Origin of the sequence: Bacillus sp. FJAT-28004 (genome assembly GCF_001280845.1) — a bacterium.
Taxonomy (GTDB): Bacteria; Bacillota; Bacilli; order Paenibacillales; family Paenibacillaceae; genus Pristimantibacillus.
In genome coordinates, this window is sequence record NZ_LGHP01000004.1 from 358,055 (window position 1) to 382,692 (window position 24,638).

The window sequence follows — 24,638 nt, forward strand, 5'->3', positions numbered from 1 at the left end:
GAGCGACTATTTACTCCCCTTTTACCAATCGTAAAATATCATTATAAGTTACTACGAGCATTAATAACATGATGAGCGCGAAACCGACAAAATGTACCATGCTCTCACGGTTTGGATCAATTGGCCGACGTCTAATCGCTTCAATTCCGAGGAAAATGAGGCGACTGCCATCAAGTGCTGGAATCGGCAGTAAATTAAATATTCCTAAATACAAGCTGAGTAGTGCCGTCCACGATGTAAGCTGGGCTATGCCTTGCTGAGCAATCTGGCTCGTTACTTCTGCTGTTCGTACAGGTCCGCCAAGATCATCAAGCTTAAACTCACCGAAAATAAGCTTCTTGAATCCTTCAAAAATGCTTACCGTCATGTTTTTCATAAGCTTGCCTGCACCTGTAAACGTTTCAGAGAAAGTAGCCGGACGCGTTGGCAATGCAGCGCTGATCCCAACCTTACCCACGCCTTCTTTGTTTGGTTCAGGCGTGATAACGACTTGCTGTGCCTTGCCGTCACGGATGATATCCATTTTAACAGGAACATTCGGAGATTTACCAATAATCGCGATCATTTTATCAAAATCAGCTCCGATTTTGACTCCATTAACTGCGTCGATGACATCTCCTTTTTTCAAATCCACTTTATCAGCAGGCATGCCTTCTGATATTTCATTGACGAGCAGCTTATCAGGCGACTCAACAGGAACACCTGCAAGTTGAATGTAGGTGGCAAACAATACAAAAGCGAGCACGAAGTTCATCATTGGACCCGCAAAAATAGCAAGCGCACGCTGCGCTACTGTTTTACTGCCAAACTGTCTGTCAAGCGGTGCGATTTGTGTCTCCTTGCCTTTTGATATCATTAAAGCTGCAGGGTGCACCGAGAAGTTCTCGTTTTCCCCTTCGACGTCTAATGTAACAGAAAGCTTGCGTTCAAGATCGATCGCAACGATCTCACCGCGAATAACACCGCTCCGGTCATCAAGACGATCCAAATAAAGTCTAGTCACTTTATTGTCTTTCAGACGGACCGCGATCGTTTGGCCGGGTTGAACATCAACGATTTCTGGATCTTCTCCCGCCATTCGAACGAAACCGCCGGCAGGTATTAATCTTAGCGTATATCTCGTCTCGCCACGTTTTACCGAAAAAAGCTTCGGCCCGAAGCCAATTGCAAATTCTCGAACCAGTATGCCTGCGCGTTTTGCGAAATAGTAATGACCCCATTCATGGATCGTTACGATAACGAAAAAAACGAGTATGGTCAAGAAAACAACCTGAATCATGTGCATTAAGCTGAAGCCTCCTGTTCGTTACGGCCTGTACATAGATTATCATTATTCTCCCGTCCGATACAAGAGAACCGGAATTTAACCGTTATTATACGGATTGTGCCAGCCGCCTTGCCCAAGCGTCAACTTCTGCGATCATCTGCAAATCATTGATATCAGATGCTTCGTGCCTGCCAACGACCGTTTCCAATATCCGTTCAATATCAAGAAACGTAATTTCACCTTTCAAAAAGCGAGCCACAGCAACCTCGTTTGCAGCATTGAACACTGCAGGCGCCGATTGACCAAGCTTGCCGCATTCGAATGCTAACCTCAGACATGGATATCTTTCAAAATCCATCTCGCGAAAATGCAGCTTCCCGATTTGTGCTAGGTTCAGTCTGTTTGTTGGCGTTACATTCCGCTCAGGATATGACAACGCATATTGAATCGGTACTCGCATATCCGGCATTCCAAGCTGCGCGATTATGCTGTGATCGGTAAACTCCACATAAGAATGAATGATGCTTTCCGGATGAATAATGACATCTATTTGATCGTATGTAACATCGAACAGCCATCTTGCCTCAATAACTTCGAGCCCTTTGTTAACCATTGTTGCTGAATCAATCGTAATTTTGGCACCCATCGACCAATTGGGATGATTAAGCGCCTCAGCAACCGTTACACCCTCAAGCTGCTCTCTTGTCCGATCACGAAAGGAGCCACCCGAGGCCGTTAAAGTAATTTGATTGATAGACTTGCGATCTTCTCCGTTTAAGCATTGAAATATCGCGGAATGCTCACTGTCTATAGGCAGGATTGATACACCGCGTTGTCTCGCGCGTTCCATCACGATATGACCTGCAGTAACGAGCGTTTCTTTGTTGGCCAAGCCAATCATTTTGCCTTCATCAATCGCCGCCAAAGTTGCTGGCAGCCCTCTGCTACCCATGATCGCCGTCACAACGACATCAGCGTCCGTTCCAGCGGCTACTTCAACAAGCCCCTCTTCACCATAGACTACCTTTGTTCCAAGCGGCATATGGGGACGAGCGGCTTCAGCATCCGCCTTTGAAGCCAAGCTAACGATGGCTGGCTTGAATTGTTTCGCTTGCTCTATAATCAAATCGACATTCGCACCTGCGGATAAACCGACAACCTGATAACGATCAGGATCATGGGCAATAACGTCCAACGTCTGTGTACCGACTGAACCTGTCGAACCTAATATACTTATTTTTTTCACACAAAATCCTCCTGACTTATACGGGCAGCAGCCCGGTAAGCACCAGCAGCGGGAATACGATAAGCCAGCTATCGCATCGATCAAGCACACCGCCATGACCTGGCAAAAGATTACCGGTATCCTTTATATCTCTCACACGCTTATACGCAGATTGAATCAAATCTCCGAATTGACCAGCTACTGCGGCAATTAAACCGATTAGCAATGCCTTTGGCAACTCAATAAAATCCGGTATCGTCAATGCGAAAACTGCTGATACGATTAAGGACAACAAAACGCCGCCCAAGGCGCCTTCAATGGTTTTGTTCGGGCTGATTGAAGGCCAAAGCTTTGTTTTTCCGATGGCTTTTCCTGTAAAATAAGCACCGATATCCGACGCCCAAATGCACCCAAAGGACAAAAACGTCCACAATAGACCATGCTCCTCAATTTGACGAACTTCGCCCATTGCTGAAAAGCCGTAACCTACATATAAAGCGCCTAGCAACATAAGTGCGGCGCCATCAATTGTCGTTTTGTTTTTTGTTATCACGGTTAGGGCAAGCAGCAAGAAAGCCAGCATCCAAACAATAGTCAGTACGGATGGAATAACTATTCCCCATGCAGACCATGGAAGCACAAACAGTAGCACACCCGCATATCCGAGCAAAGTTGACGGATGCGACCATGCTACACCATTCATGCGCGCATATTCAGTAAAACCGATAATGGCTAGCAATACGAGGAGAGTCGTATATAACCATCCACCTGCTATTGTTAAACCGATGAAGCCTGCACCTGCTACAATTCCAGTAATCATTCGTTGTCTCAATGAAAAGTCACACTCCGTCACTTGAAGCTACAATCCACCATATCGACGCGCACGGCGCTGATACTCCATAATCGCTTCTTGAAAATGCGCTTCCGTAAATTCAGGCCAATACACATCCGTAAACCATAATTCACTATAAGCAAGCTGCCACATCATAAAATTACTTAAACGCAATTCTCCGCTTGTACGAATGAGTAAATCTGGATCGGGCAATCCACTCGTAAGCAAACGATCAGCCATAACTTTATCATCGATATCATCAATTGCAAGATCTCCTTGCTGAACCTCTGATGCGATGCTTTTCACAGCTTCAAGCATTTCCTTACGGCTTCCATAGTTTAAGGCAAAGTTTAGAACAAGCCCTGTATTGTTAGCGGTCTTTATAATGGCTTCTTCAACTGCACTGATCGTAAATGAAGGCAAATCCTCTTTATGTCCCATCATGCGAACCTGTACGTTGTTGGCTATCAATTCTTCTAATTCAATTTCAAGAAATTGCTGTGGAAGCTTCATCAGAAAATCCACTTCAGCTTTAGGTCGCTTCCAGTTTTCCGTAGAAAACGCATATAACGTCAAATATTTGACGCCTAACCGATCCGCTGCCATTGTAATACGTTTGACCGCTTTCATGCCGGAATGATGACCCGCCATTCGTGGCAATCCACGATCTTTAGCCCAGCGGCCATTCCCATCCATAATAATTGCAACATGCTCAGGCACATTTTCTGAGGCCACAGAATCAGTCGGCTGTAAGGACGATTTGCCTAATTTGGCCCAAAGTCGCTCGATCATCTTACTTCCTCCCAACCGAAATCAAAACCAAACCCCACCTATCGGAGGGGCCCAGAGATTATTATACTTCCATAATTTCTTTTTCTTTGGCAACAAGCACTTTATCTACTTCAGCAATAAATTTATCTGTTGCTTTCTGAATATCCTCTTGGTGACCACGTGACTCATCTTCAGAAATCGTTGATTTCTCAAGTTTTTTTACACTGTCATTAGCATCACGACGAATATTGCGAATAGCTACCTTAGCTTCTTCACCAAGCTTTTTCGAAGTCTTGACTAGCTCTGCACGACGCTCTTCTGTAAGCGGCGGGATAGAAAGGCGGATCGATGCTCCGTCATTGGAAGGCGTCAGTCCAAGATCTGATTTCATAATCGCTTTCTCGATTGCTGACATCGACGATTTGTCCCATGGTTGAATGAACAATGTACGGGAATCAGGCGTACTGATGTTAGCTAGTTGATTGACAGGCGTCATTGAGCCGTAATATTCAACTTGAATACGATCCAGCAAAGATGAATTTGCTTTGCCAGCGCGCAAAGAAGACAAATCACGTTTTAGCGCCGAAATCGCTTTATCCATACGTTCTTCTGCGTTTTTTTTCAGCTCTTGTGGCATTATTTCGCACTTCCTCTCACTATCGTTCCGATTTTTTCACCCAGCACGACGCGTTTAATATTCCCTTTCTCTGTAATCGCAAATACGATAAGAGGAATATTATTGTCCATGCAAAGTGATGCTGCGGTTGAATCCATTACGCCTAGATTACGGTTAAGCATGTCGAGGTATGTAAGCTCCTCAAATTTCTCAGCTGTGCTATCTTTAAATGGATCAGCAGAATATACGCCATCCACTTTGTTTTTCGCCATTAAAATTACTTCTGCTTCGATCTCAGCCGCACGAAGTGCTGCTGTCGTATCTGTTGAGAAAAACGGATTACCAGTGCCTGCAGCAAAGATTACGACGCGCCCCTTTTCCAAATGACGGATAGCACGACGTCTGATGTACGGTTCAGCGATTTGTTGCATCGCGATCGATGTTTGTACGCGAGTAGGTACATCGATTTGTTCCAGTGCATCTTGAAGTGCAAGTGAATTCATAAGAGTAGCCAGCATTCCCATGTAATCAGCTGTTGCACGGTCTATGCCTTTTGCAGAACCTGCAATTCCACGCCAAATGTTACCGCCACCGACAACAATAGCTACTTCTATGCCAAGTGCTACGACTTCCTTTACCTGATCAGCAATCGAAGAAATGACCGTTGCTTCAATGCCATAACCTTCCTGACCAGACAATGATTCACCGCTAACTTTCAAAACGATACGTTTATACACAGGATGCTCCAACGTTAATACCTCCATCATGCACCTCAGTAAATGAGGTCCTTCAAATATGTTCTAATTATACAAGCAGGCGGGGCGGACGCCCCGCCCCGCCTGTGCGTTCGGATTAATGTTTTACTTGAGCCATAACTTCTTCAACGAAATTGTCAACTTTTTTCTCTAGACCTTCACCAAGCTCGTAACGAACAAAGCGACGGATGGAAATGTTTTCACCAATTTTGCTGATTTTTTCATTTAGCAATGTAGAAATCGTTTTGTCTGGATCCTTGATGAACGATTGCTCAAGAAGACAGAACTCTTCGTAGTATTTCGAGATACGGCCTTCAACCATTTTTTCAACGATTTTTTCAGGTTTGCCTTCGTTAAGCGCTTGAGCTTTCAAAATTTCACGCTCTTTTTCAAGCTCTTCGGAAGAAACCTCTTCGCGGCTAACAAATTTAGGGTTAGCTGCTGCGATTTGCATAGCAACGTCTCTTGCAAACTCACGGAATTGATCCGTTTTTGCAACGAAATCTGTTTCGCAGTTTACTTCAACGATAACGCCAATACGGCCGCCTGCGTGAATATATGATTCAACTACACCTTCAGTTGCAATACGACCAGCTTTATTAGCTGCAGCCGCCAAACCTTTTTCACGAAGTACTGCGATTGCTTTTTCAACGTCATTGTTTGTTTCGTCCAAAGCTTTCTTGCAATCAAGCATTCCTGCTCCAGTTCTTTCCCGTAGCTCTTTTACCGCGCTAGCACTAACTGCCATTGTAAGCCCTCCTATAGGTTTCACGAAGTCTATGTAGCTTCGTAAATAATTAATATTGGTTTTGGTGATTTACATTCAAAAAAAGGGCAGTGAGAGGTTTATCACCATCTGACCACCCTTTGTTGACTAATTAAAGCCTTTAAATTAAGCCGTTGTTTGTTCGCCTTGGTTAGCTTCAACGATTGCGTCAGCCATTTTCGAAGTCAACAACTTAACGGCACGAATTGCATCATCGTTACCTGGGATTACGTAGTCAATTTCGTCTGGATCACAGTTCGTATCAACGATACCAACGATTGGGATACCAAGTTTACGAGCTTCTGCAACAGCAATACGCTCTTTGCGTGGATCGATAATGAACAACGCGCTTGGCAAACCTTTCATTCCTTTAATACCGCCAAGGAATTTTTCCAAACGGTCTTTTTCTTTGTTAAGAATGATAACTTCTTTCTTAGGTAGAACCTCGAAAGTGCCATCCTCAGCCCATTTTTCAAGTTGTTTCAAACGATCAATACGTTTTTGAATCGTTTGGAAGTTAGTCAAAGTTCCGCCCAACCAACGTTGGTTGATGTAGAAGTTGCCGCAACGTTCTGCTTCTTCTTTTACGGAATCTTGAGCTTGTTTTTTCGTACCTACGAACAGCATAGTGCCGCCGTCTGCAGCGATCGATTTAACAAAGTTGTACGCTTCGTCAACTTTCTTAACCGTTTTTTGCAAATCAATAATGTAAATCCCGTTTCTTTCTGTGAAGATATAACGATCCATCTTCGGGTTCCAACGACGAGTCTGATGACCGAAGTGTACCCCAGCTTCTAGTAGCTGTTTCATGGAAATAACCGCCATTTCTCCAACACCTCCTATAATGGTTTTTTTAGTGCTCCTCCGCTAGTCGCATCTTTCGCCAAAACTTCCGCCGGGCGGAAGCACCGTTTGACAAAATTGACCTGCGTGCGTTTTTAACACCGTGAATTAATATACCATAAATACACATCGCATGCAACAATCGTTTAAGAAAAGATAGATTAGCTCACTTTTTTGCTAGCCGTTAAAAGATTTACTTCCTCTTTTGTTAACGGCTGGCTTGTTACGACCAGAATCGCTTCATCAACCGTTATTTCCTCTTGAAACAAAAAATAACCGGCGCGAACCAGCTTCTTTGACTTCTTCATTTTAGATATAAAGGCTGTTTTATCTTGAATGATATGATTTGAAGCCAGCAGTTCAGCTGTTTTGGTGAGCCCAGAGCCTGCTTCAATCCTGATTACATGTTTTGCCGCAGGCTGCTCCTTAGCAGGTACAGCAGTAGGCGCAGCCTTATCAACCAACGCTTCGCTCGTCTGTTCCTTAACTGGATCAGCTTTAGCTGCGGGCTTAGGATCCTGTGATTCTTTATCCGTTTTGGTCTCCTGATTAAGCTGCAACGAGTCTTGATTGGCCTTTAACAAAGCATCAACTTCCAATTGCGTGTAAAGTTTCTGTTCTGATTCTTTTCCTAGGTCATTAAGTCTTTGCCTGCTTTCCTCGCCAGACAACATCAGCTGAAATAACAAAGCGCCAATAATAATACCAGCACCTAACCCCATGAGAAAAACTCGTTTTTTAAGCATGGACAGAATCCTCCTGCTTAGCGAGCTGAATAATAAGCTGTACCTCACCTTTATTCATACCTAGTTTTTTGGATATTGCTTCAATCGATTTTCCTTGCTCATACAGCATAAACAGCTCTTTATATCTGTCCTGAATCGTGTTCTTCCGAACAGTTTCTTCTATTATAGGTGCGACAATTGCAGCATCCGTTGTAAGCTGCATGTTCATATCTAATGAGGCAGCAGGTAATGACGTTTCAATTGGACGCACCAAGGTGGCAGATTGGGAAAGCGTTTTTTGCAACTGCTCAGTAAGTTGTTCGCATTTACGCTCGAGCTCCACAATTCGTTGCTCCTTACGCTCCGCATCTGATTTGGATTCTTGCTGAGCATTTCGAACAAGGAGCACAAGATCTTCATTGTCCTTCTCCATGTTTTCCATAAACTGCTCCAGTGCGGTTTCCATGTTTTGCATCGTTTGTGGCGGTAGAGCTGTATCCTGCTTCTTACGAGGCATTACAAAGGCACCGACAATAACAACCGCTCCTAGTAATACGATATATTGCAAGTATGGCTGCATCGTTCATAGCCTGCCTTTCTTATGATGCCTTCACTTTATAACTTAATATCCAGTCTATGGCCTTTATACGGATGTGTAGGAGTCGCTTCCTGTTTATCAACTTCTGAAGATGACTCCGTACGCTTTCGTTTCGCATTCTGATAGGCATTTCCTTGTTGACCTTCTTGGTCACTGCGGATATGAAGCCCGTTTGATTGCTCAATAGCTGTATTTTTCCCTCTCAAAAGCTCTGTTTGCTTTGTAGACTGATTAGCTAATGTGTTTTGATCCGCTACAGGTTTATGCATAGCTTGTCCATGCATGCCGCTGAATTCTTGCGTTCGTGGTACAGACATCTGCAAATCAATGGATTTGAACGTCATATCTGTTCACCCCTTTGCGCCAATCGTCATTTTCGAGCGTTATTTCGTATATGGGACTAAGACGATATCCCCCTCAGAATAACGGAAGGTCACACGCTGTGATGAATCCTTCACAAACCTGGTGTACCTGCCAATTACAATTTTTGTTCCACCAAATACAATATTACTAACATCGATCTTGGAACGATCTGTATTTTCCAGCGTTTTTTCGATCTCAAGAATACGGTTTTTCGTCTCTTCGTTCTCGAGTATGGTTTGACGTTTTGATCCAGTTAGCTTCACGCGCAATGCCAGCTTATCTGGTGTCAACTTCCCAGTCACAGCTAATTGATTCAAAATAACAAGCGCTTTATCCGTTTTATCTAAATTATCCATGTTTTGCTTTAGTCTCGTTCTTAGCTCTTGCAGCTCTGATCGATATTCAGGATTTACGCCTACTTCAATAGTAGTCGCTGTTGACATCGAGTTTCCAATCGTTCGAGCACTAACAAGATCCCCCGCTTGTACGAGGCCCCCTACAATTAAACCCTTTGCTCCTGAGCAGATCACATTTTTCCCTGCTTTTACATGTGAATGCATGATGCTCTGTGACACTAGCACCTCTTCACCAGCAATAACATTGGCTTCTTGTATAAACGAGCTTCGAACGTTACGCCCTGCTTTTACGAAACCTTTGTTGCTCCCTAAAATCCCGCCTGTAATTTCAACGGATCCTTCTGATTCGATTTCAGCTCCTTCGACACCGCCAATGACACGTATATCACCCGAAGCCTTGACTCTGAAACCGCTTAGAACATTCCCTCTTATGACTACTGTACCGACAAAATCAATATTTCCGACACTGTAATCAACATCGCCATTTACCTCGTAAACTGGAAATACATTAATTTTTTCTTTTTCAGTAAGCGAAATCAAACCGTCCATGGCCGAATACATAGCTGTCTGTTCGTTGTTCAAAACGACATTTTTGCCTACTTTAAATCTGACATGCTTGCCAAGCTTAGGCAGGATTTCTTCTCCTGTCACCGTCCTGCCGGAAGGCCCTGGCGTAGGATCAAAACGCTCCGCAATCAATTGTCCGCGCTTGACGTTTTTTAACTGTACGACTTCTTTAAAATCGACCTTACCATCTTCGAGCTCAGCAGGCGCATTGCTGTTTTTATTCATATCATAAACAAGCTTGACATATCCGTCTTTTCCAGGACTTGGAGGTTCCCCTTGAGCAACAAGTGTTTGTTCTTTAAAATAGGCGAGAGGATTAGTGCCAATCTGACTCAGAACTTCTTTACGAAGGCCAAAAACGATTCCCTTACTATGCAAGAATCGCTCTAGCTCATCGCCGTTACATTCGAATTCGTCCGAGATCCTGCTAAATGTTAAGAATGCAGACAAATTATCAGCAGATGTCTGGATGCGTAGGTATGATTCTAATTGAAGATTTTCCACGTAACTCCCCCCTTTTTAATGTTGCATGAGTTGATCTTTATGCTTAGCCAATGCTCCTCGCAGCCTCAAAATCGCTTTTGAATGGAGCTGGGATATTCTCGACGGTGATAGTGACATTACTTCAGCAATTTCACTTAATGATAGTTCCTCGTAATAGAAGAGCGAAACGACTGTTCGTTCCTTTTCCGTAAGTCTTTCAATCCCTTTAACCAACGATTCTTTCAAATAAAACTCATGAACCTTATGATCCGGATTTTTTGCCTTATCGTCCACTAGCAAAGACATTCTTGTCTCCGATTCCTCTTCTCGAATCGGATCTTCCAATGAACAGACCGTTGTTACCGCAATATCTTGAAGCATATTAATAAATTCTTTTTCCGTTACATCGAGATAGCGGCTAATTTCGGCATCCGTTACAGAACGTAAATATTGCTGTTCCAAATGCTGATATGCCTCTTCCACTCTTTTAGCTTTCTCTCGCACAGAACGAGGGACCCAGTCCCCCTGTCTCAAACCATCAATAATAGCACCACGAATTCGCCATGATGCATAGGTCTCAAATTGCAAGCCGCGGCCGTAATCAAATTTCTCGATGGCATCAATAAGACCCATTACGCCATTGCTTGCGAGGTCATCTCTAATGACGTTTTTCGGGAGTCCAATTGCCATTCGATTCGTCACATAATCAACCAGTGGTAAATATTGCTCAATCAACGTCTTTTTTGCTTCCAAATCGCCTTGTTCTCTCCAGGCTTGCCACATCTGCAAGTTTGTCAAATGAGGGGTCTTCTGCTCAATCATCGACTCACTCTCCTGTCAGGTGACGAACGGCTTTAACCAATTCTTCAGGCTGTGTATTTTTTGTAGTTAACAATTGAGGAGGATTTAACGGACGAAAACCGCTAACATCATTTTTCTGAGTTTCAATTGACGGTTTGCTAGCACCTTCTTGAATCTGCGATTTCAACAATTGATTTATATCTTCTGATTCGTCAGGTGTCTTTAAATCTAGCTGACTACCTTTTCCTTCTTCATCTTCAAATTCCGCGTTTATAAGGGCAGGTGGTTGAAGGATGTATGCCAATATTGCCCGTACTCCATACGCAAGAACAAAAAAAGCGATGAAAGCATACATACTTCTAAGCAGCATAACAGAAATCGGATTATTACCGATCGAGAAAGCTACCGTAAGCACGGTGCCGAATACTCCAAATACGACATTCCATCGCCATGTTCCGAACATTTTAAATCTCCTTTGTTCCAAATTGCACACTTCTTATGGATAGCATCCCACTAGCGCTATCAAACTCGATCGTTCTACCAAAGCTTCCGCCTGTATCTTGCGATATTATTGGTATCTTTAATCTCCTAAGCATTTCAGTACAAGACTCGACATTGCGTGGACCAATTCTCAAGGAATCGCTATGTCCTGACATAGCAAACATTTGAGCTCCGCCAGCCATCTTAGCTTTCATTCGCTCAATGTATGCGCCGGCTGCTATCATCCGATCAAGCAGCTCGGGTATGGCGGTATCTGCATATTTAGCTAGGTTCATTTTGGTCTCTCGAGCAATGTCTGAAGATGGCAGCATGACATGTGCCATACCAGCTATTTTTCGTATTGGATCATACAAGGTAAGTCCAACACAAGAACCTAAGCCGGTCGTTTTGAGTATCGCTCCATCCATTGCAATATTTAAATCTGCCATGCCGACTTTGACCAAATTTTGTTGTATCATTCGCTAACGACTCCCAAAGCCCTAAAAATTTTCTCAAACGACTCTGGGTCTGGAATGAGGAAAAAATGTCCTTCAAGTGACTGACAATCCTCTAAAAAGGTCGTTTCAATAAGTAGGGCCGAGTCTCCCATCTCTCCATACTGCATCAAACCATAACTAAGCACGGCTCCTGCCATATCTACTGCTATTGCGGGAACGGATGGGGCCATTGCCAGTTGAGTGAAATCAGCTAATGAAGATAAATAAGAGCCTGCCAAAATGTTGCCAATCTCACAAAGTGCAGACAGCTCCATTTCAGAATAACCTTCCTGCTCTTCGATATTTAAAGACAGCAGTTGACGCAACAATCGCCTTGCCGAGTCTTCCTCAATGATGAAAAACATATTGCCGGGTGCTTCTCCTTCCACTCGAAGAAAAACAGCAATAACGATTTTTTCGGAACCGCCTACACGTTCTGCAACTTCTTCAAATGGAAGCAAGCTTACCTTTGGTACCGCCATATCAACTGGTTTATCTAACAAACGCGATAATGCAGTAGCAGCGTTGCCTGCTCCAATATTGCCGACTTCTTTCAATACATCTAGTTCAAATGCTTCAAAGCGGCTAAAAATGTTCACAAGTTATACCTCAAGCTGTTCAAGTTGAATAATTTCGCTCTTGTTAAGCACTTCGGACAAATTCAGCATGATGAGAAGTCGACCTTCACCAAGCTTTGCAATGCCTCTTAAGTATTTCGCTTTAATGCCTCCCACAATTTCAGGCGGCAAATCAATCGTATCCGTATCAATATCAATGACATCATTTGCCGAGTCAACGATAAATCCAACCTCAATGTCAGCTACCGATACAACAATAATTCTCGAGTTCTCTGTAGTTGCCGTTTCAGTAAGGTTGAATCTTCCTCTTAGGTCTATGACAGGAACAACGATGCCGCGAAGATTAATGACCCCTTTGATAAAAGTTGCTGTTTTTGGGACGCGTGTAATTGGAGACAATCTTTCAATCGTGCGGACCTTATCTACTTCAATTCCATACTCTTCGTTGCCAAGCGCAAACACGATAACCTTTAATTCTTCTCCCATCGTAAAAACCTCCTTATTTGATAAGTGCATTCGGATCGATAATCAATGCGACGTAACCATCGCCAAGAATCGTTGCGCCTGAAATCGCCTTAATGTTGGTTAAATATTTGCCCAGCGTTTTTAGAACGATTTCACTTTGACCAATAAATTCATCGACCATAACAGCAGCCCACTTCTCACCTTTGCGAACGACTACAATTTCGGTTTCGAGCTCGTCATTCTCATTAAAATCAGGTGAATCAAGTACTTTGCTAAGCGATACTAGAGGAATGATGGTATTTCTAAATTCAATCATTTTGTTGCCATGAACCTGAAGAATTTGTTCCTTGCGGATGATGCCTGTTTCAACGATTGAAGATAAGGGGATTGCATATTTCTCTGAACCTAGTTTTATAAGCATTGCGGAAATAATCGAGAGAGTAAGCGGCAATTGAACGGAAAACTTTGTTCCTCTACCAAATGCAGAATCTATCGTTACATTTCCACCTAAAGAAGTTATTTTGGATCGAACAACGTCAAGACCAACACCACGTCCGGATATGTCCGAAATTTTATCTGCGGTACTGAAGCCAGCCGCAAAAATTAGCATGTTGATTTCTTCTGGCGTCAGCAGCTTCGCTTCCTCAGCAGTAACAACGCCATTTTTAATTGCTGTTTTTAGTACTCGCTCATGGTGAATACCACGGCCGTCCTCTTCCACTTCAATAAAGACATGATTTCCGCTATGGTATGCGCGCAAGAAGATCGTACCGGTTTCTGGCTTGCCAGCGGCAATTCTTTCTTCTACCGTTTCGATTCCATGATCGACGGAGTTGCGCAATAAATGTACAAGCGGATCTCCGATTTCGTCAATAACAGTACGGTCAAGCTCCGTATCTGCACCTGTAATGACGAGATCAATTTTTTTGTCTAGCGATTTAGCCAAATCTCTAATCATACGAGGGAAACGATTGAATACAGAATCAACAGGTACCATGCGCAGTTTAAGTACAATGCTTTGCAGATCCGAGCTAACACGCGTCATATGCTCGACTGTTTCAGTCAAATCACTGCGTTTAATTTCGCTAGAGAGCTGTTCAAGCCTAACGCGGTCAATCAGCAATTCGCTAAACAAGTTCATAAGTGTATCAAGTCTCTCGATATCAACACGAATGGTCCGCGATACGTTGGCAGGTGTGTTCGTTGCTGCTGGTGCTGATGGTGCTTGTCCTTTGACCGCTTCAACAGGCGTATCTGTCTTAACTACTTGCGGTGCAGCATTCTCAGCAACCTCGACAACCTCTACTGCGGCAGCAGCATTCGAATGGCTAAGTACAGAAAGAGATTCTGCGTCCAAGGTAGTTACAACCGCGGATTCAATTTCTGAAATATTAAGAAGCTGTGCTTGCATGTCTTCCTGCTGCAAACGTGAAATTGTAAAAACGGTAAACGTGAAATTGAATTTCTCTTGTTCAATGTCCTGAACCGATGGGTCCGATTTAATAACTTCACCATTACGCTCAAGCAAATCAAACACCATATAAGCGCGAACTGCTTTAAGCAAGCAATTTTCACGAATAGCTATTTGAATGTGAAATACGTTGTGCCCTGTTTCAATCGATTGAAGCAATATGGAGGATTGAAACTCGTCAAGCAACATCTCCCCTGATGTGCTTGATGCAGAAGCACCTGAAGCATTTGCAGCTACAGTAGGAACCTCCATCGCTTTGCTCGCACTATAATCGCTTTTCAAAATGACTTGCAGCGATACTACGATCGAAGTAACATCAGCTTTCCCTGTACCGCCGCCCACAATATCTTGAACCATTGCTTCAAGAGCATCTAACCCTTTAAACAACGTATCAAAAATAAAGCTGTCCATTTTCAGCTTGCTGTTGCGAACAAGGTCGAGCACATTTTCCATTTCATGCGTCAGAGCCGCCAAATCTTCAAAACCCATGGTAGCTGACATTCCTTTGAGCGTATGCGCTGAACGGAAAATATTTTGTACGATACTAAGTTCCTCAGGCTCGCTTTCCAGACGAAGCAAATTCTCATTCAAGGATTGCAGGTGATCATTAGATTCATCGATAAACATCGATAAATAGGCATTCATATCCATTTCCTAGCACCTCCTGTTAGTATAGTGAAGACATTTTATCCTATCTATTTGAGCACTGCTTGCATCAGATGTGATGCAATATGCTGCAGTGGCAATACTTTGCTTACACATCCAGCTTCAACTGCCGACCTCGGCATTCCATAAACGACACAGGTTTCTTCTGCTTCTGCAATGGTTGATTCGATCCCGCATTCGGACAGGAGCTTCATCCCCTTTGCTCCATCGCTGCCCATTCCTGTCATAATAACAGCATGACGTCTCAGTTCGCGATATTCAGCCAAGGATTCAAACAACACATCGACTGAAGGTCGATGTCCATTGCGCTGTGGCTGCTCAGTAAGTGCAATCGAATAATTCGAAGCATCTTTGACAAGCTCCATATGATAGCCGCCCGGTGCAATATAGGCAACGCCAGCAACAACTTTCTCCCCCTGCTCTGCCTCAACGACATGAATATCACTAAAGCTGTCAAGACGTTGAGCTAACGACTTCGTAAATTTTGGAGGCATATGCTGTACGATAAGCACCGGAGCAGGAAAATCCGCCGGCAAAGATGTTATTACCTCATGCAATGCTCTCGGACCGCCAGTTGAAGTACCAATGGCTACAATATGTTTGAAAGCTGCGCTGGCTGGTCTTACTTTTTTTGTTGATGGTGGTTCATTGAAATGGGATTTTAATTCAGCCTGCGGTGCTCTATCGACAGATTTGCGAGGTGCAATCGTAGATTTCGCATCGTTAGGCATTGCTTCATCTTGCATATTGCTTTTACGTTTTTTATGTAAAGGGGGTGCTGCTGGTTGTTGCCCTAGTCTATCTTCCACACTCCTGAAGGTAACTTTATTCAGATCTTGGATTGGAGTAGGCAGTGGTTCAAATGGCAGCTCTTCATGTTGTAAGATATGGTTCGGAACCATTTCTTTACTTATTTTCGTCAAGCTTCTATCGTCTGGTATTGTTTCCGGCTTCTCGCTAATCGTAATAACGGGCTGATAACGCTTCGTCAATACAGCAATACGAAGTTTTTCTAACAGAATCTCTCCAACTTGTCGAATATCATTAGAGACAGTACCTGATGGCTTTCTAATAAAGTCGAATGCACCGAATTGTAGTGCTTTAATCGTTTCTCTAGTATTGTCTTCGCTTATACCCGAGAGCATAATTACAGGAGTTGGATGATCCTTCATTATGATTTGCAATGCATCTATTCCGTTCATTATCGGCATTTCCAGATCTAAAGTAACCACATCCGGTTTCCATTCACGTACCGCTTCAATCGCTTCTTGACCGTTTTTAGCAGTAGCTACAATCGTAAACTGCGAATCTTGAACGATTAAATCACTTATGATTTTTCTCATAAATCCGGAATCATCAACAACTAGCACGCGATAAGGAACCATACCTTTTCCTCCTCACTTCCAAAGGATTATCTTGAGAGTCTGAACATTTTATGCAGAAATCCTTTGACACCGCCGTTAATTGCAGTATTTTGTGGTATTTCAAGAAATTGCTTTGCGATCCGATCAATCGCAATGGATGCTTCGCTTCCAGGATAAGCTACAGTAAATGGCACTTGACGCTTCACCGCTTTTGACACATTTGGGTCATCAGGCAAAATACCCAGATGAGGCAAATCAGATTGAAGAAACCTCTGTGCGACCATACTGATTTTTTCAGCAGTTTGCTTACCTTCGCGGAAATCGGCTGCTCGATTGACGATTAGTTTGAAGTGAACGTCCACCTCCATTGATTTAACCATCTTAATTAATGCATAAGCATCTGTAATTGAAGTTGGTTCAGGTGTCGTCACAACAATCGTCTCTTGAGCCGCAGTTATAAATTTTATGGTTTCCTTCGAAAGGCCAGCCCCAGTATCAAACAAGATAACATCATATCTGCCGTGCAGCTTACTGATCTCATCAGCAAAACGGTCGAGCTGCTCTGTAGACAAATCCATCAAATCTCTAAAACCGGAACCACCAGCAATAAAGTTAAGTCCCTCCGGTCCTTCCTGCACGATTTCCCAAATCGTTTTTTCCTGCTTTAGCAGATGATACAAATTATAGGTTGATGAAACACCCATTAGCACGTCAATGTTAGCCATACCGATATCTGCATCAAATACGAGCACTTTTTTACCCAATCGTTGAAGCGCCAGTGCAAAATTCAAGCTGAAATTTGATTTACCAACTCCACCCTTGCCACTGGTAACTGTAACCACGCGAGTCGTTCGACCATCAACTTGAAGCTCCTGCTGCTTGACTAGATTACGTAATGCTTCAGCTTGGTCCATCATAAGCTGTTACTCCCGAGCAGCTGCCGAACATATGAGTCCACTTGAAACTTCTCTATATCGTCAGGAACCGTTTGTCCACTCGCCATATAGGTAGGAAGCAATTCGAAATTCATAATGAGGTTAAAAATAGCTCCGTAAACCGATGTTTCATCTAGTTTTGTAAACAATACTTTTCGAACGCCATATTTGCAAAAATGATTCGCTACCGCAGACATATCCTTCGTCTTGCCAGTCATGCTGAGCACTAATACCGTTTCATTAGGCTCGGTAGTCTGAAGCAAACTGTTAACCTCTGATACATGAAGCTCGCTTCGGAAGTTTCGTCCAGCGGTATCCATATAAATGAGCTCCCGCTCTTCAAGCTGCTTGAAGGCACGCGGCAAATCCATTTGCGAAAATACGACCTCAAGCGGCACGTTCAAAATGTTAGCATAGGTTCTTAGCTGATCCACCGCTGCTATCCGGTAAGTATCTGAAGTAATAAATCCAACTTTTCTTCCATGTTTAATCGTTTGTTCAGCTGCCAGCTTCGCAATGGTCGTCGTCTTGCCAACTCCGGTCGGACCAACAAAATGAACAACTCTCACTTGGCTGCTAATACTGCTTCCGCTATACGGCTGCAGCCATTCTTCTAGCAGCTCAGCCGCATGCTCCCATACTTGCTCTTTTGAGTAATCAATCTTCTCTTCTGCTTGCTTATCTGAAATCGTTTGGATTAAACGCTCAATCCACTGCGGTTCCATTTCTTGTTCTATGAGATGTTCTCTCAATACAACCAAGTGCTCGGACATAGCCGATAGACTACTTTGTTGTTTTGATAGCTTGAGCATATACTCTCTTAAATCTCGAATCTCATCGATAATATACTGTTCTCGTTCTAATTTTTCCTTCTGAGGTTCTGCTGCAAGCACCACAGGCGGCTCCATTACAGCAGTTACTGTTCGCTGAGCCGTTTGCAAAATTTGCTCAACGACCGCATCTACTTGAGGATTCGGATTTCGCTGAGGTTTGGCTGGAGGGCTCGCTTGATTCGATTCGATAGCGGCAATAACCTCCATCTTTTTTTTACGAAACATCCCCATAAAGCCGCCTACCTTGATTTCCTTCGTATTCAATATGACGGCATCTTTCCCGAGCTCGCTTCGAATAAGAGAAACTGCTTCTGGCAATGCACTGACAACATATCGTTTTACTCTCATAGATTCACCACCCCGACGCTCTGAACTTCAATATTTGGTTCAAGCTCACTGTAAGACAGAACTGGCACATCCTGCATCGTTCTCTCGACAATTTGCCTCAAATACATCCGAATGGTAGGCGATGCGAGTACAACAGGCTGTTGGCCTGCTTGTATTTGGCGATTTACATGTTCGTTAAGCTTCTGGTAAATCTGCTGAGTGGAAACAGGATCCAGTGCAATATAGCTGCCTTGATCCGACTGTTGTACTGATTCCGCAATTTTTTTCTCAAGCTGTGGTCCTACTGTAATCACTCGCAACGTATCACTACCTGATGAGAATTGCTGTGTAATTTGCCTTGATAGCGACTGCCGCACATACTCAGTCAATATATCAGGATCTTTTGTATAGTTTCCGTGATCCGCTAGTGCTTCAAATATGGTGACAAGGTCTCGTATAGATACTTTTTCTCTCAGCAGCTTCGCCAAAACTTTTTGTACGTCACCAATGGTAAGAATGGACGGTATGAGCTCATCGATAAGTGCAGGATATGATTCTTTTACATTTTCTACGAGCTGTTTCGTTTCTTGGCGTCCAATTAGCTCATGCGCATGACGTTTAATAATTTCTGTTAAGTGAGTGGCAACAACAGATGGTGGATCAACAACCGTATAGCCGGAAAGTTCCGCACGTTCCTTCATCTGCTCGTCAATCCAAATAGCAGGCAATCCGAAGGCTGGCTCTGTCGTTTCAATACCGACGACCGAATCGTCCTCAAATCCTGGACTCATCGCTAAATAATGATTAAGCAGCAAATCGCCGCGAGCGACTGTGTTTCCTTTAATTTTAATGACATACTCGTTTGGTTTAAGCTGAATGTTATCCCGAATCCGGATGACCGGTACAACGAGCCCAAGTTCCAGAGCGCATTGCCTACGTATCATAATGATTCGATCAAGCAAATCTCCACCCTGCTGCGTATCCGCAAGCGGGATAAGGCCATAACCAAACTCAAATTCAATTGGATCGACCTGTAAGAGGCTAATTACACTCTCTGGACTACGAACCTCTTCAATTTGCTGCTCTTCAACAAGCATGTCCTCTTGCTCTTGTTGCTTATGTATGGCTTTCTGCATATACCAGCCGCCGAAGGCCAGCATAATGGCGAATGGCCATGTCCTTAATGGACCGATTGGTGTAAGGCCTAGCAAAGCGATTGTTCCAGCGGCTATAAATAGTAGCTTCGGATATTTGAATAGCTGGGCTGTTACATCCTCTGCCAAATTCCCATCTGATGCTGCTCTTGTTACGATAAGGCCTGCAGCCGTGGAAATAAGTAGCGCAGGTATTTGACTGACGAGACCGTCACCAATCGTAAGGATTGAGAAAGTCGAAAGTGACTCACCAAAGCTCAAATCGTGAATGGCCATACCAATAATGAAACCGCCTACCAAGTTGATGACTAGAATGATAATCGAAGCAATCGCATCACCTTTTACAAACTTGCTGGCACCGTCCATTGCCCCGTAGAAGTCCGCTTCACGTTCGATTTTTGAACGACGAGCTTTCGCTTGATGTTCATTAATCAAACCAGCATTCAAGTCTGCATCAATACTCATTTGTTTACCTGGCATCGCGTCGAGCGTAAATCTAGCTGCGACCTCTGCAACCCGTTCCGAACCTTTCGTAATGACGATGAACTGCACGACTACGAGTATGAGGAAGACGATAAACCCAATTGCAATTTGTCCTCCGCCAACCCAGCTGCCAAATGTAGCAACAACTTCTCCTGCTTCCGCATGCGACAAAATATTTCTAGTTGTAGAAACGTTTAACGCTAGACGGAATAAGGTAGTAATCAATAGGATTGCCGGAAATATTGAGAAATCAAGCGCTTCCCTCGTATTCATTGCAATAAGTAAAATCATCAATGCTATCGAAATGTTTAAAATAATGAGTATATCTAATAGTAGGACTGGGATCGGGATTATCATCATGAGTACAATTCCAATTACGCCAAATAGTATTACAAAGTCCTTTGCTTTCATGACGCCTCCACCTCCCGTAGTGTTATGATTTTACTCGGCCTTTCATCTTATATACATATGCGAGCACCTCTGCCACAGCTTGGAACAAGTCTGGCGGAATAACATCTCCAATCTCTGCTCGTTCATAAAGCGCTCTGGCCAGCGGCTTATTTTCCATTGTCACAACACCGTTTTCTTTAGCTATCTCTCTAATACGAAGCGCTACATGATCCATTCCTTTGGCAATGATCCTTGGCGCTTCCATTTTGGTTGCATCATATTTCAATGCGATCGCAAAGTGTGTAGGGTTGGTAATGATGACATCCGCTTTAGGAACTTCTTGCATCATGCGCTGCATGGCCATTTTGCGCTGACGCTCACGAATGCGACTCTTAATAATCGGGTCACCCTCAGATTTTTTGTATTCATCCTTAATGTCCTGCTTAGACATTTTCAAGCTTTTGTTATGCTCATAGCGTTGATAGAAAAAATCAGCTAGTGCGAGTACAGTGAGAACCACGCCAATTTCAATGCCTAGTTTTATCGTTAAACCAGCGGTGAAACTAAATATTTGTTGGATCGGCAAGCTAGCAAGAACTAATATGCGATTCCATTCTTTTGAAATGGTCATATAAACGAGCACTGCTACAATAAGTAGTTTTAAAACACTTTTCAAAAATTCTACTACTGTTTTAGCGGAAAAAATTTGTTTAAAGCCGTTAATCGGGTTCAATTTGCTTAATTTCATTTTTAGAGGATCACCGGTTAACAAAAAACCGTACTGTACAACGTTGCCGAGGACACCAACCAAAACGGTTACAGCAAAGATAGGCAGTAAGATTAGCATCATCTCTATCGTCACATCATTGAAAAGCGACAACACGTTTCCGGTCGTTAGATCCATCAACAGCCAGTCTTCAAATAAATTTCCGAAAAGCATCATGATATGTTTCTTGAAATAATCGCCCATCATAATGAAGCACATAAAAACAAAAATTAATATTAATGAACCCGGTAAGTCAGCCGATCTCGCAATTTGACCCTTTTTTCTTGCTTCGTCCTTTTTCTTCGGAGTCGCTTCCTCAGTCTTCTCTTGACTGAAGAGCTGTAAATCAAGCTCTAGACGGTAATTTCGCATGGGAAGCATCCTCCTATTTCACTTCAGGCGGCGGTCCTTGCACGATACCGAATAACTGCTCCAAAGCGTCAAACATGATGGAAAACAATCTTTCGAATATGCCAGCAAGACTTGGCATTAACAAGACTAGCAAAATCATGCCTATAATTAGCTTTAATGGAATTCCGATTACAAAAACATTGAACTGCGGAGCGGTTTTGGTCAAGAAACCTAAACCAACATCCGTCAGGAACATGGCTACTACGAGCGGCGCTGATACTTGAATAGCCAGCAAAAACGTATTTGCAAATGTCCTCGTTAAAAAATCAGTGATGCTGCCACTCATTATTCGGCTAAACAACTCATTGGACAAAGGCATCCATTCGTAACTGTCCATAAGGCCTGTTAACAAAAAATGATGACCATTCATCATTAGAAAAACAACTAAGATCATCATGTATTTAAAATTGCCAAGCAACGGGGCTGACGTACCTGTATGGGGATCTACGATATTTGCCATTGCAAAACCGACCTGCAAGTCCATTAAGGCTCCAGCGGTTTGAACGACCGTAAAAAATAAATAGACTACATATCCCATAAGTACGCCGACCAATATCTCTCGAACCAGCACTAGAATATATTCTGCATCCGGTACAATCGTCTGCTTCATGCCGTACGTTAAGAAAACGATGAACGAGATAAAAAATCCGAGCCCAATTTTAAAAACATTTGGTACACCTCGTGAGGAAAAAACAGGCGCTACGACGAAAAACGCAGTTATTCGACAAAAGATTAACAAAAAAATAGGGAAACCCTGTACGATCGCGTTCATAGACTCACAACCTAACCGATGTAATTATGAAGATTGTTCAGCAGATTGTAAGTGAAGTCGATAACCGTATTTAGAATCCATGGGCCAAAAATGATGATGGACACGAAAACCGCTACAATTTTCGGAACAAAAGCTAGCGTCTGCTCCTGAATCTGTGTTGTTGCTTGAAATATGCTGACTAGTAACCCTACGACCAAAGCAAGAACGAGCATTGGTGCACTGGCTTTCAAAACAACGAATACGGCCTGACTGGCCAACCCGATTATGAAATCAGTACTCATCAAACGTCCCTCCCTGCTAGTATCACGTGTTGAAGCTTAACAACAAAGATTTTACGATCAAATACCATCCATCTACTAATACAAATAGCAGTATCTTAAACGGCAAGGAAATCATAACAGGAGGAAGCATCATCATCCCCATTGCCATCAATGTGCTTGCGACAATCATATCGATGACGAGAAACGGAATGAAAATCATAAATCCCATTATAAAGGCTGTTTTCAGCTCGCTTATTGCGTATGCTGGTATCAATACGGTGATCGGAATCTCTTCAAATGAAGCTGGCTTCTCTGTTTTTGTATAATTCATAAAGAGCATTAAGTCCTTTTCTCTCGTATGAGAGAACATAAACTTCTTCATCGGCACAGAAGCTTCCTGAAAGGCTTCTGTTTGAGAGATTTGACCTTTTAAATAGGGTTGCAGTGCCACATCATTTACTTGCGAGAACGTAGGAGCCATGATAAAAAAGGTTAAGAACATAGCCAGTCCAATCAAGACTTGATTGGGCGGCATTTGCTGCGTTCCAAGCGATGTTCTTACAAAGCCTAGAACGATAACGATCCGAGTAAAGCTTGTCATCAGAACCATTATGGCTGGTGCGACACTCAAAACTGTAATTAATAGAAGAATGGATAATGCGCTAGTATCGGGCGTGTCACCGCTTCCGTCGCCAATATTGATGGATACGTCGGGTAACGGCTCGGCAAATGCTTGATTATGTAACAACATCGCAAGCAGTTGAACAGCAACGATTGATATCCACCATTTATTTTTCATCATCCATCAACCGTTCATTTGTTTTAGATTCATGCAATAACGATTCCAATTGCTGCTTGCGGTCAGCTTGCTGACTAAGCTTATTTTGTAACAAATCTTGAAAGGAAGAAGTCTTGTTCCATTGCTCATTCGTTGGATCAGACTCATTGTGATTGTTGCGATCTTTGAACTTCTTAAGTATTTGAGAGATTAGATCCTTTGACCATGCTGATTCCTGCACGCGTTCCAATGCTGAAATGACAGCACTCGCTTGTTCAGGATCATCAAGCTTATCAATTAGGGTTATGTTCTCACCGACGCCAACGATATAGATCCGACCTGCAATCTCGACGACTTGTAGCGAGTTATTTTGTCCTAGCGCAATACCGCCGAGTGAACGAAGCGATCGGTTCGTTCCCCACATACGATTGCGCTGAGACAGCCATTTAATGACTAAAATAATTAATACGATAACGATGGCAAGCGATACGATAACCCAAATCATGTTGCCCGCTAGATCATTTGTTCCGGTAAACATCATTTGTCCTTCATCGTTTGCGCTGCTGCCGTCCTGTGCAGCAGCAGCCGCAAATCGTGGCCAAATCGCCATCCCAAGAGCAGACACCATTGAAATGCGCGAAGCTATGTTAAACATAATGTCTAACCGTTATCCGAGAGTTTTCTTGATCGCTTCAATTACACGATCAGCTTGGAACGGTTTGACGATGAAGTCCTTTGCGCCTGCTTGAATCGCATCAATAACCATTGCTTGCTGACCCATTGCCGAACACATAATTACTTTAGCATTGCCATCAATTTTTTTAATTTCTTTCAATGCGGAAATTCCGTCCATCTCAGGCATCGTAATATCCATCGTTGTCAAATCAGGTTTCAATTCCTTGTACTTCTCAACTGCTTGAGCGCCGTCTTGAGCTTCACCGACGACTTCGTAGCCGTTCTTTGATAAAATATCACGAATCATCATGCGCATGAAAGCTGCGTCGTCTACGATAAGAATGCGGTTTGCCATCTTTTTTTAT

General features: G+C 43.2%; 28 protein-coding genes. All 28 read right to left on the bottom strand.

Translation table 11 applies throughout. From position 1 onward, the window contains the following. Positions 1–10 precede the first annotated feature (10 nt). The 28 genes from rseP to AC787_RS31790 all read right to left on the bottom strand — a co-directional run bounded on the left by rseP (position 11) and on the right by AC787_RS31790 (position 24,628). A complete protein-coding gene (rseP, locus tag AC787_RS31655) occupies positions 11–1,285 on the bottom strand; it encodes an RIP metalloprotease RseP (protein ID WP_054028951.1) in 1,275 nt (424 codons plus the stop codon). Positions 1,286–1,373: 88 nt separating this feature from the next. Further along, positions 1,374–2,513, bottom strand: coding sequence for a 1-deoxy-D-xylulose-5-phosphate reductoisomerase (locus AC787_RS31660; protein ID WP_054028952.1), 1,140 nt, complete (start codon positions 2,511–2,513; stop codon positions 1,374–1,376). A gap of 16 nt (positions 2,514–2,529) precedes the next feature. After that, positions 2,530–3,324, bottom strand: coding sequence for a phosphatidate cytidylyltransferase (locus AC787_RS31665; protein ID WP_054028953.1), 795 nt, complete (start codon positions 3,322–3,324; stop codon positions 2,530–2,532). Positions 3,325–3,351: 27 nt separating this feature from the next. Next, positions 3,352–4,116 (bottom strand): isoprenyl transferase, encoded by a 765-nt coding sequence (locus tag AC787_RS31670; protein ID WP_054028954.1) that lies wholly within the window; start codon positions 4,114–4,116, stop codon positions 3,352–3,354. Positions 4,117–4,177: 61 nt separating this feature from the next. Further along, positions 4,178–4,732, bottom strand: coding sequence for a ribosome recycling factor (gene frr, locus AC787_RS31675; RefSeq protein ID WP_054028955.1), 555 nt, complete (start codon positions 4,730–4,732; stop codon positions 4,178–4,180). Continuing rightward, positions 4,732–5,460, bottom strand: coding sequence for a UMP kinase (gene pyrH, locus AC787_RS31680; protein ID WP_053377774.1), 729 nt, complete (start codon positions 5,458–5,460; stop codon positions 4,732–4,734). Before pyrH ends, frr begins: the two co-directional genes overlap by 1 nt. Before the next feature lie 103 nt (positions 5,461–5,563). Further along, complete coding sequence (gene tsf / locus AC787_RS31685) at positions 5,564–6,214, bottom strand: translation elongation factor Ts (RefSeq protein ID WP_054028956.1); 651 nt, start codon at positions 6,212–6,214, stop codon at positions 5,564–5,566. A 144-nt stretch (positions 6,215–6,358) separates the two neighbouring features. Next, complete coding sequence (gene rpsB, locus AC787_RS31690; protein WP_054028957.1) at positions 6,359–7,057, bottom strand: 30S ribosomal protein S2; 699 nt, start codon at positions 7,055–7,057, stop codon at positions 6,359–6,361. 179 nt (positions 7,058–7,236) lie between these two features. After that, complete coding sequence (locus AC787_RS31695; RefSeq protein WP_054028958.1) at positions 7,237–7,821, bottom strand: hypothetical protein; 585 nt, start codon at positions 7,819–7,821, stop codon at positions 7,237–7,239. Then, positions 7,814–8,380 (bottom strand): DUF6115 domain-containing protein, encoded by a 567-nt coding sequence (locus AC787_RS31700; protein WP_054028959.1) that lies wholly within the window; start codon positions 8,378–8,380, stop codon positions 7,814–7,816. Before AC787_RS31700 ends, AC787_RS31695 begins: the two co-directional genes overlap by 8 nt. Before the next feature lie 35 nt (positions 8,381–8,415). Then, positions 8,416–8,742, bottom strand: a complete 327-nt coding sequence (locus tag AC787_RS31705; RefSeq protein WP_054028960.1) for a hypothetical protein — start codon at positions 8,740–8,742, stop codon at positions 8,416–8,418. Positions 8,743–8,781: 39 nt separating this feature from the next. Next, positions 8,782–10,188 (bottom strand): DUF342 domain-containing protein, encoded by a 1,407-nt coding sequence (locus AC787_RS31710; protein ID WP_054028961.1) that lies wholly within the window; start codon positions 10,186–10,188, stop codon positions 8,782–8,784. 15 nt (positions 10,189–10,203) lie between these two features. Then, positions 10,204–10,989 (bottom strand): FliA/WhiG family RNA polymerase sigma factor, encoded by a 786-nt coding sequence (locus AC787_RS31715; RefSeq protein ID WP_054028962.1) that lies wholly within the window; start codon positions 10,987–10,989, stop codon positions 10,204–10,206. Between the two features lie 4 nt (positions 10,990–10,993). Next, positions 10,994–11,431, bottom strand: a complete 438-nt coding sequence (locus AC787_RS31720) for a hypothetical protein (protein ID WP_054028963.1) — start codon at positions 11,429–11,431, stop codon at positions 10,994–10,996. Between the two features lies 1 nt (position 11,432). Further along, a complete protein-coding gene (locus tag AC787_RS31725) occupies positions 11,433–11,927 on the bottom strand; it encodes a chemotaxis protein CheD (protein ID WP_054028964.1) in 495 nt (164 codons plus the stop codon). After that, positions 11,924–12,544 carry a chemotaxis protein CheC gene (locus AC787_RS31730; protein ID WP_054028965.1) on the bottom strand — a complete coding sequence of 207 codons (621 nt, stop codon included), beginning with the start codon at positions 12,542–12,544 and terminating at the stop codon, positions 11,924–11,926. The genes AC787_RS31725 and AC787_RS31730 overlap by 4 nt, the downstream gene beginning before the upstream one ends. A gap of 3 nt (positions 12,545–12,547) precedes the next feature. Then, the gene (locus tag AC787_RS31735) at positions 12,548–13,009 is read right to left on the bottom strand and encodes a chemotaxis protein CheW (protein WP_054028966.1); all 462 of its coding nucleotides are present in this window, start codon (positions 13,007–13,009) and stop codon (positions 12,548–12,550) included. A gap of 13 nt (positions 13,010–13,022) precedes the next feature. Next, a complete protein-coding gene (locus AC787_RS31740) occupies positions 13,023–15,110 on the bottom strand; it encodes a chemotaxis protein CheA (RefSeq protein ID WP_054028967.1) in 2,088 nt (695 codons plus the stop codon). Positions 15,111–15,154: 44 nt separating this feature from the next. Beyond that, positions 15,155–16,510: a protein-glutamate methylesterase/protein-glutamine glutaminase gene (locus AC787_RS31745; protein ID WP_054028968.1), complete on the bottom strand. Its 1,356-nt coding sequence runs from the start codon at positions 16,508–16,510 to the stop codon at positions 15,155–15,157. Between the two features lie 26 nt (positions 16,511–16,536). After that, positions 16,537–17,406, bottom strand: coding sequence for a MinD/ParA family protein (locus tag AC787_RS31750; RefSeq protein ID WP_054028969.1), 870 nt, complete (start codon positions 17,404–17,406; stop codon positions 16,537–16,539). Then, on the bottom strand, positions 17,403–18,605 hold the full coding sequence (gene flhF, locus AC787_RS31755; RefSeq protein WP_054028970.1) for a flagellar biosynthesis protein FlhF: 1,203 nt from the start codon (positions 18,603–18,605) through the stop codon (positions 17,403–17,405). Before flhF ends, AC787_RS31750 begins: the two co-directional genes overlap by 4 nt. Further along, positions 18,602–20,632 carry a flagellar biosynthesis protein FlhA gene (gene flhA / locus AC787_RS31760; RefSeq protein WP_054028971.1) on the bottom strand — a complete coding sequence of 677 codons (2,031 nt, stop codon included), beginning with the start codon at positions 20,630–20,632 and terminating at the stop codon, positions 18,602–18,604. The genes flhF and flhA overlap by 4 nt, the downstream gene beginning before the upstream one ends. A gap of 22 nt (positions 20,633–20,654) precedes the next feature. Then, positions 20,655–21,749 carry a flagellar biosynthesis protein FlhB gene (gene flhB, locus AC787_RS31765; RefSeq protein ID WP_054028972.1) on the bottom strand — a complete coding sequence of 365 codons (1,095 nt, stop codon included), beginning with the start codon at positions 21,747–21,749 and terminating at the stop codon, positions 20,655–20,657. 13 nt (positions 21,750–21,762) lie between these two features. Beyond that, complete coding sequence (fliR, locus tag AC787_RS31770) at positions 21,763–22,560, bottom strand: flagellar biosynthetic protein FliR (protein ID WP_054028973.1); 798 nt, start codon at positions 22,558–22,560, stop codon at positions 21,763–21,765. A gap of 11 nt (positions 22,561–22,571) precedes the next feature. Continuing rightward, positions 22,572–22,841 (bottom strand): flagellar biosynthesis protein FliQ, encoded by a 270-nt coding sequence (fliQ, locus tag AC787_RS31775; protein ID WP_054028974.1) that lies wholly within the window; start codon positions 22,839–22,841, stop codon positions 22,572–22,574. Between the two features lie 22 nt (positions 22,842–22,863). Next, positions 22,864–23,571, bottom strand: coding sequence for a flagellar type III secretion system pore protein FliP (gene fliP, locus AC787_RS31780; RefSeq protein WP_414731013.1), 708 nt, complete (start codon positions 23,569–23,571; stop codon positions 22,864–22,866). 37 nt (positions 23,572–23,608) lie between these two features. After that, on the bottom strand, positions 23,609–24,208 hold the full coding sequence (locus AC787_RS31785; protein WP_054028976.1) for a flagellar biosynthetic protein FliO: 600 nt from the start codon (positions 24,206–24,208) through the stop codon (positions 23,609–23,611). A 57-nt stretch (positions 24,209–24,265) separates the two neighbouring features. Then, the gene (locus AC787_RS31790) at positions 24,266–24,628 is read right to left on the bottom strand and encodes a response regulator (protein ID WP_054028977.1); all 363 of its coding nucleotides are present in this window, start codon (positions 24,626–24,628) and stop codon (positions 24,266–24,268) included. Between the last annotated feature and the right edge of the window lie 10 nt (positions 24,629–24,638).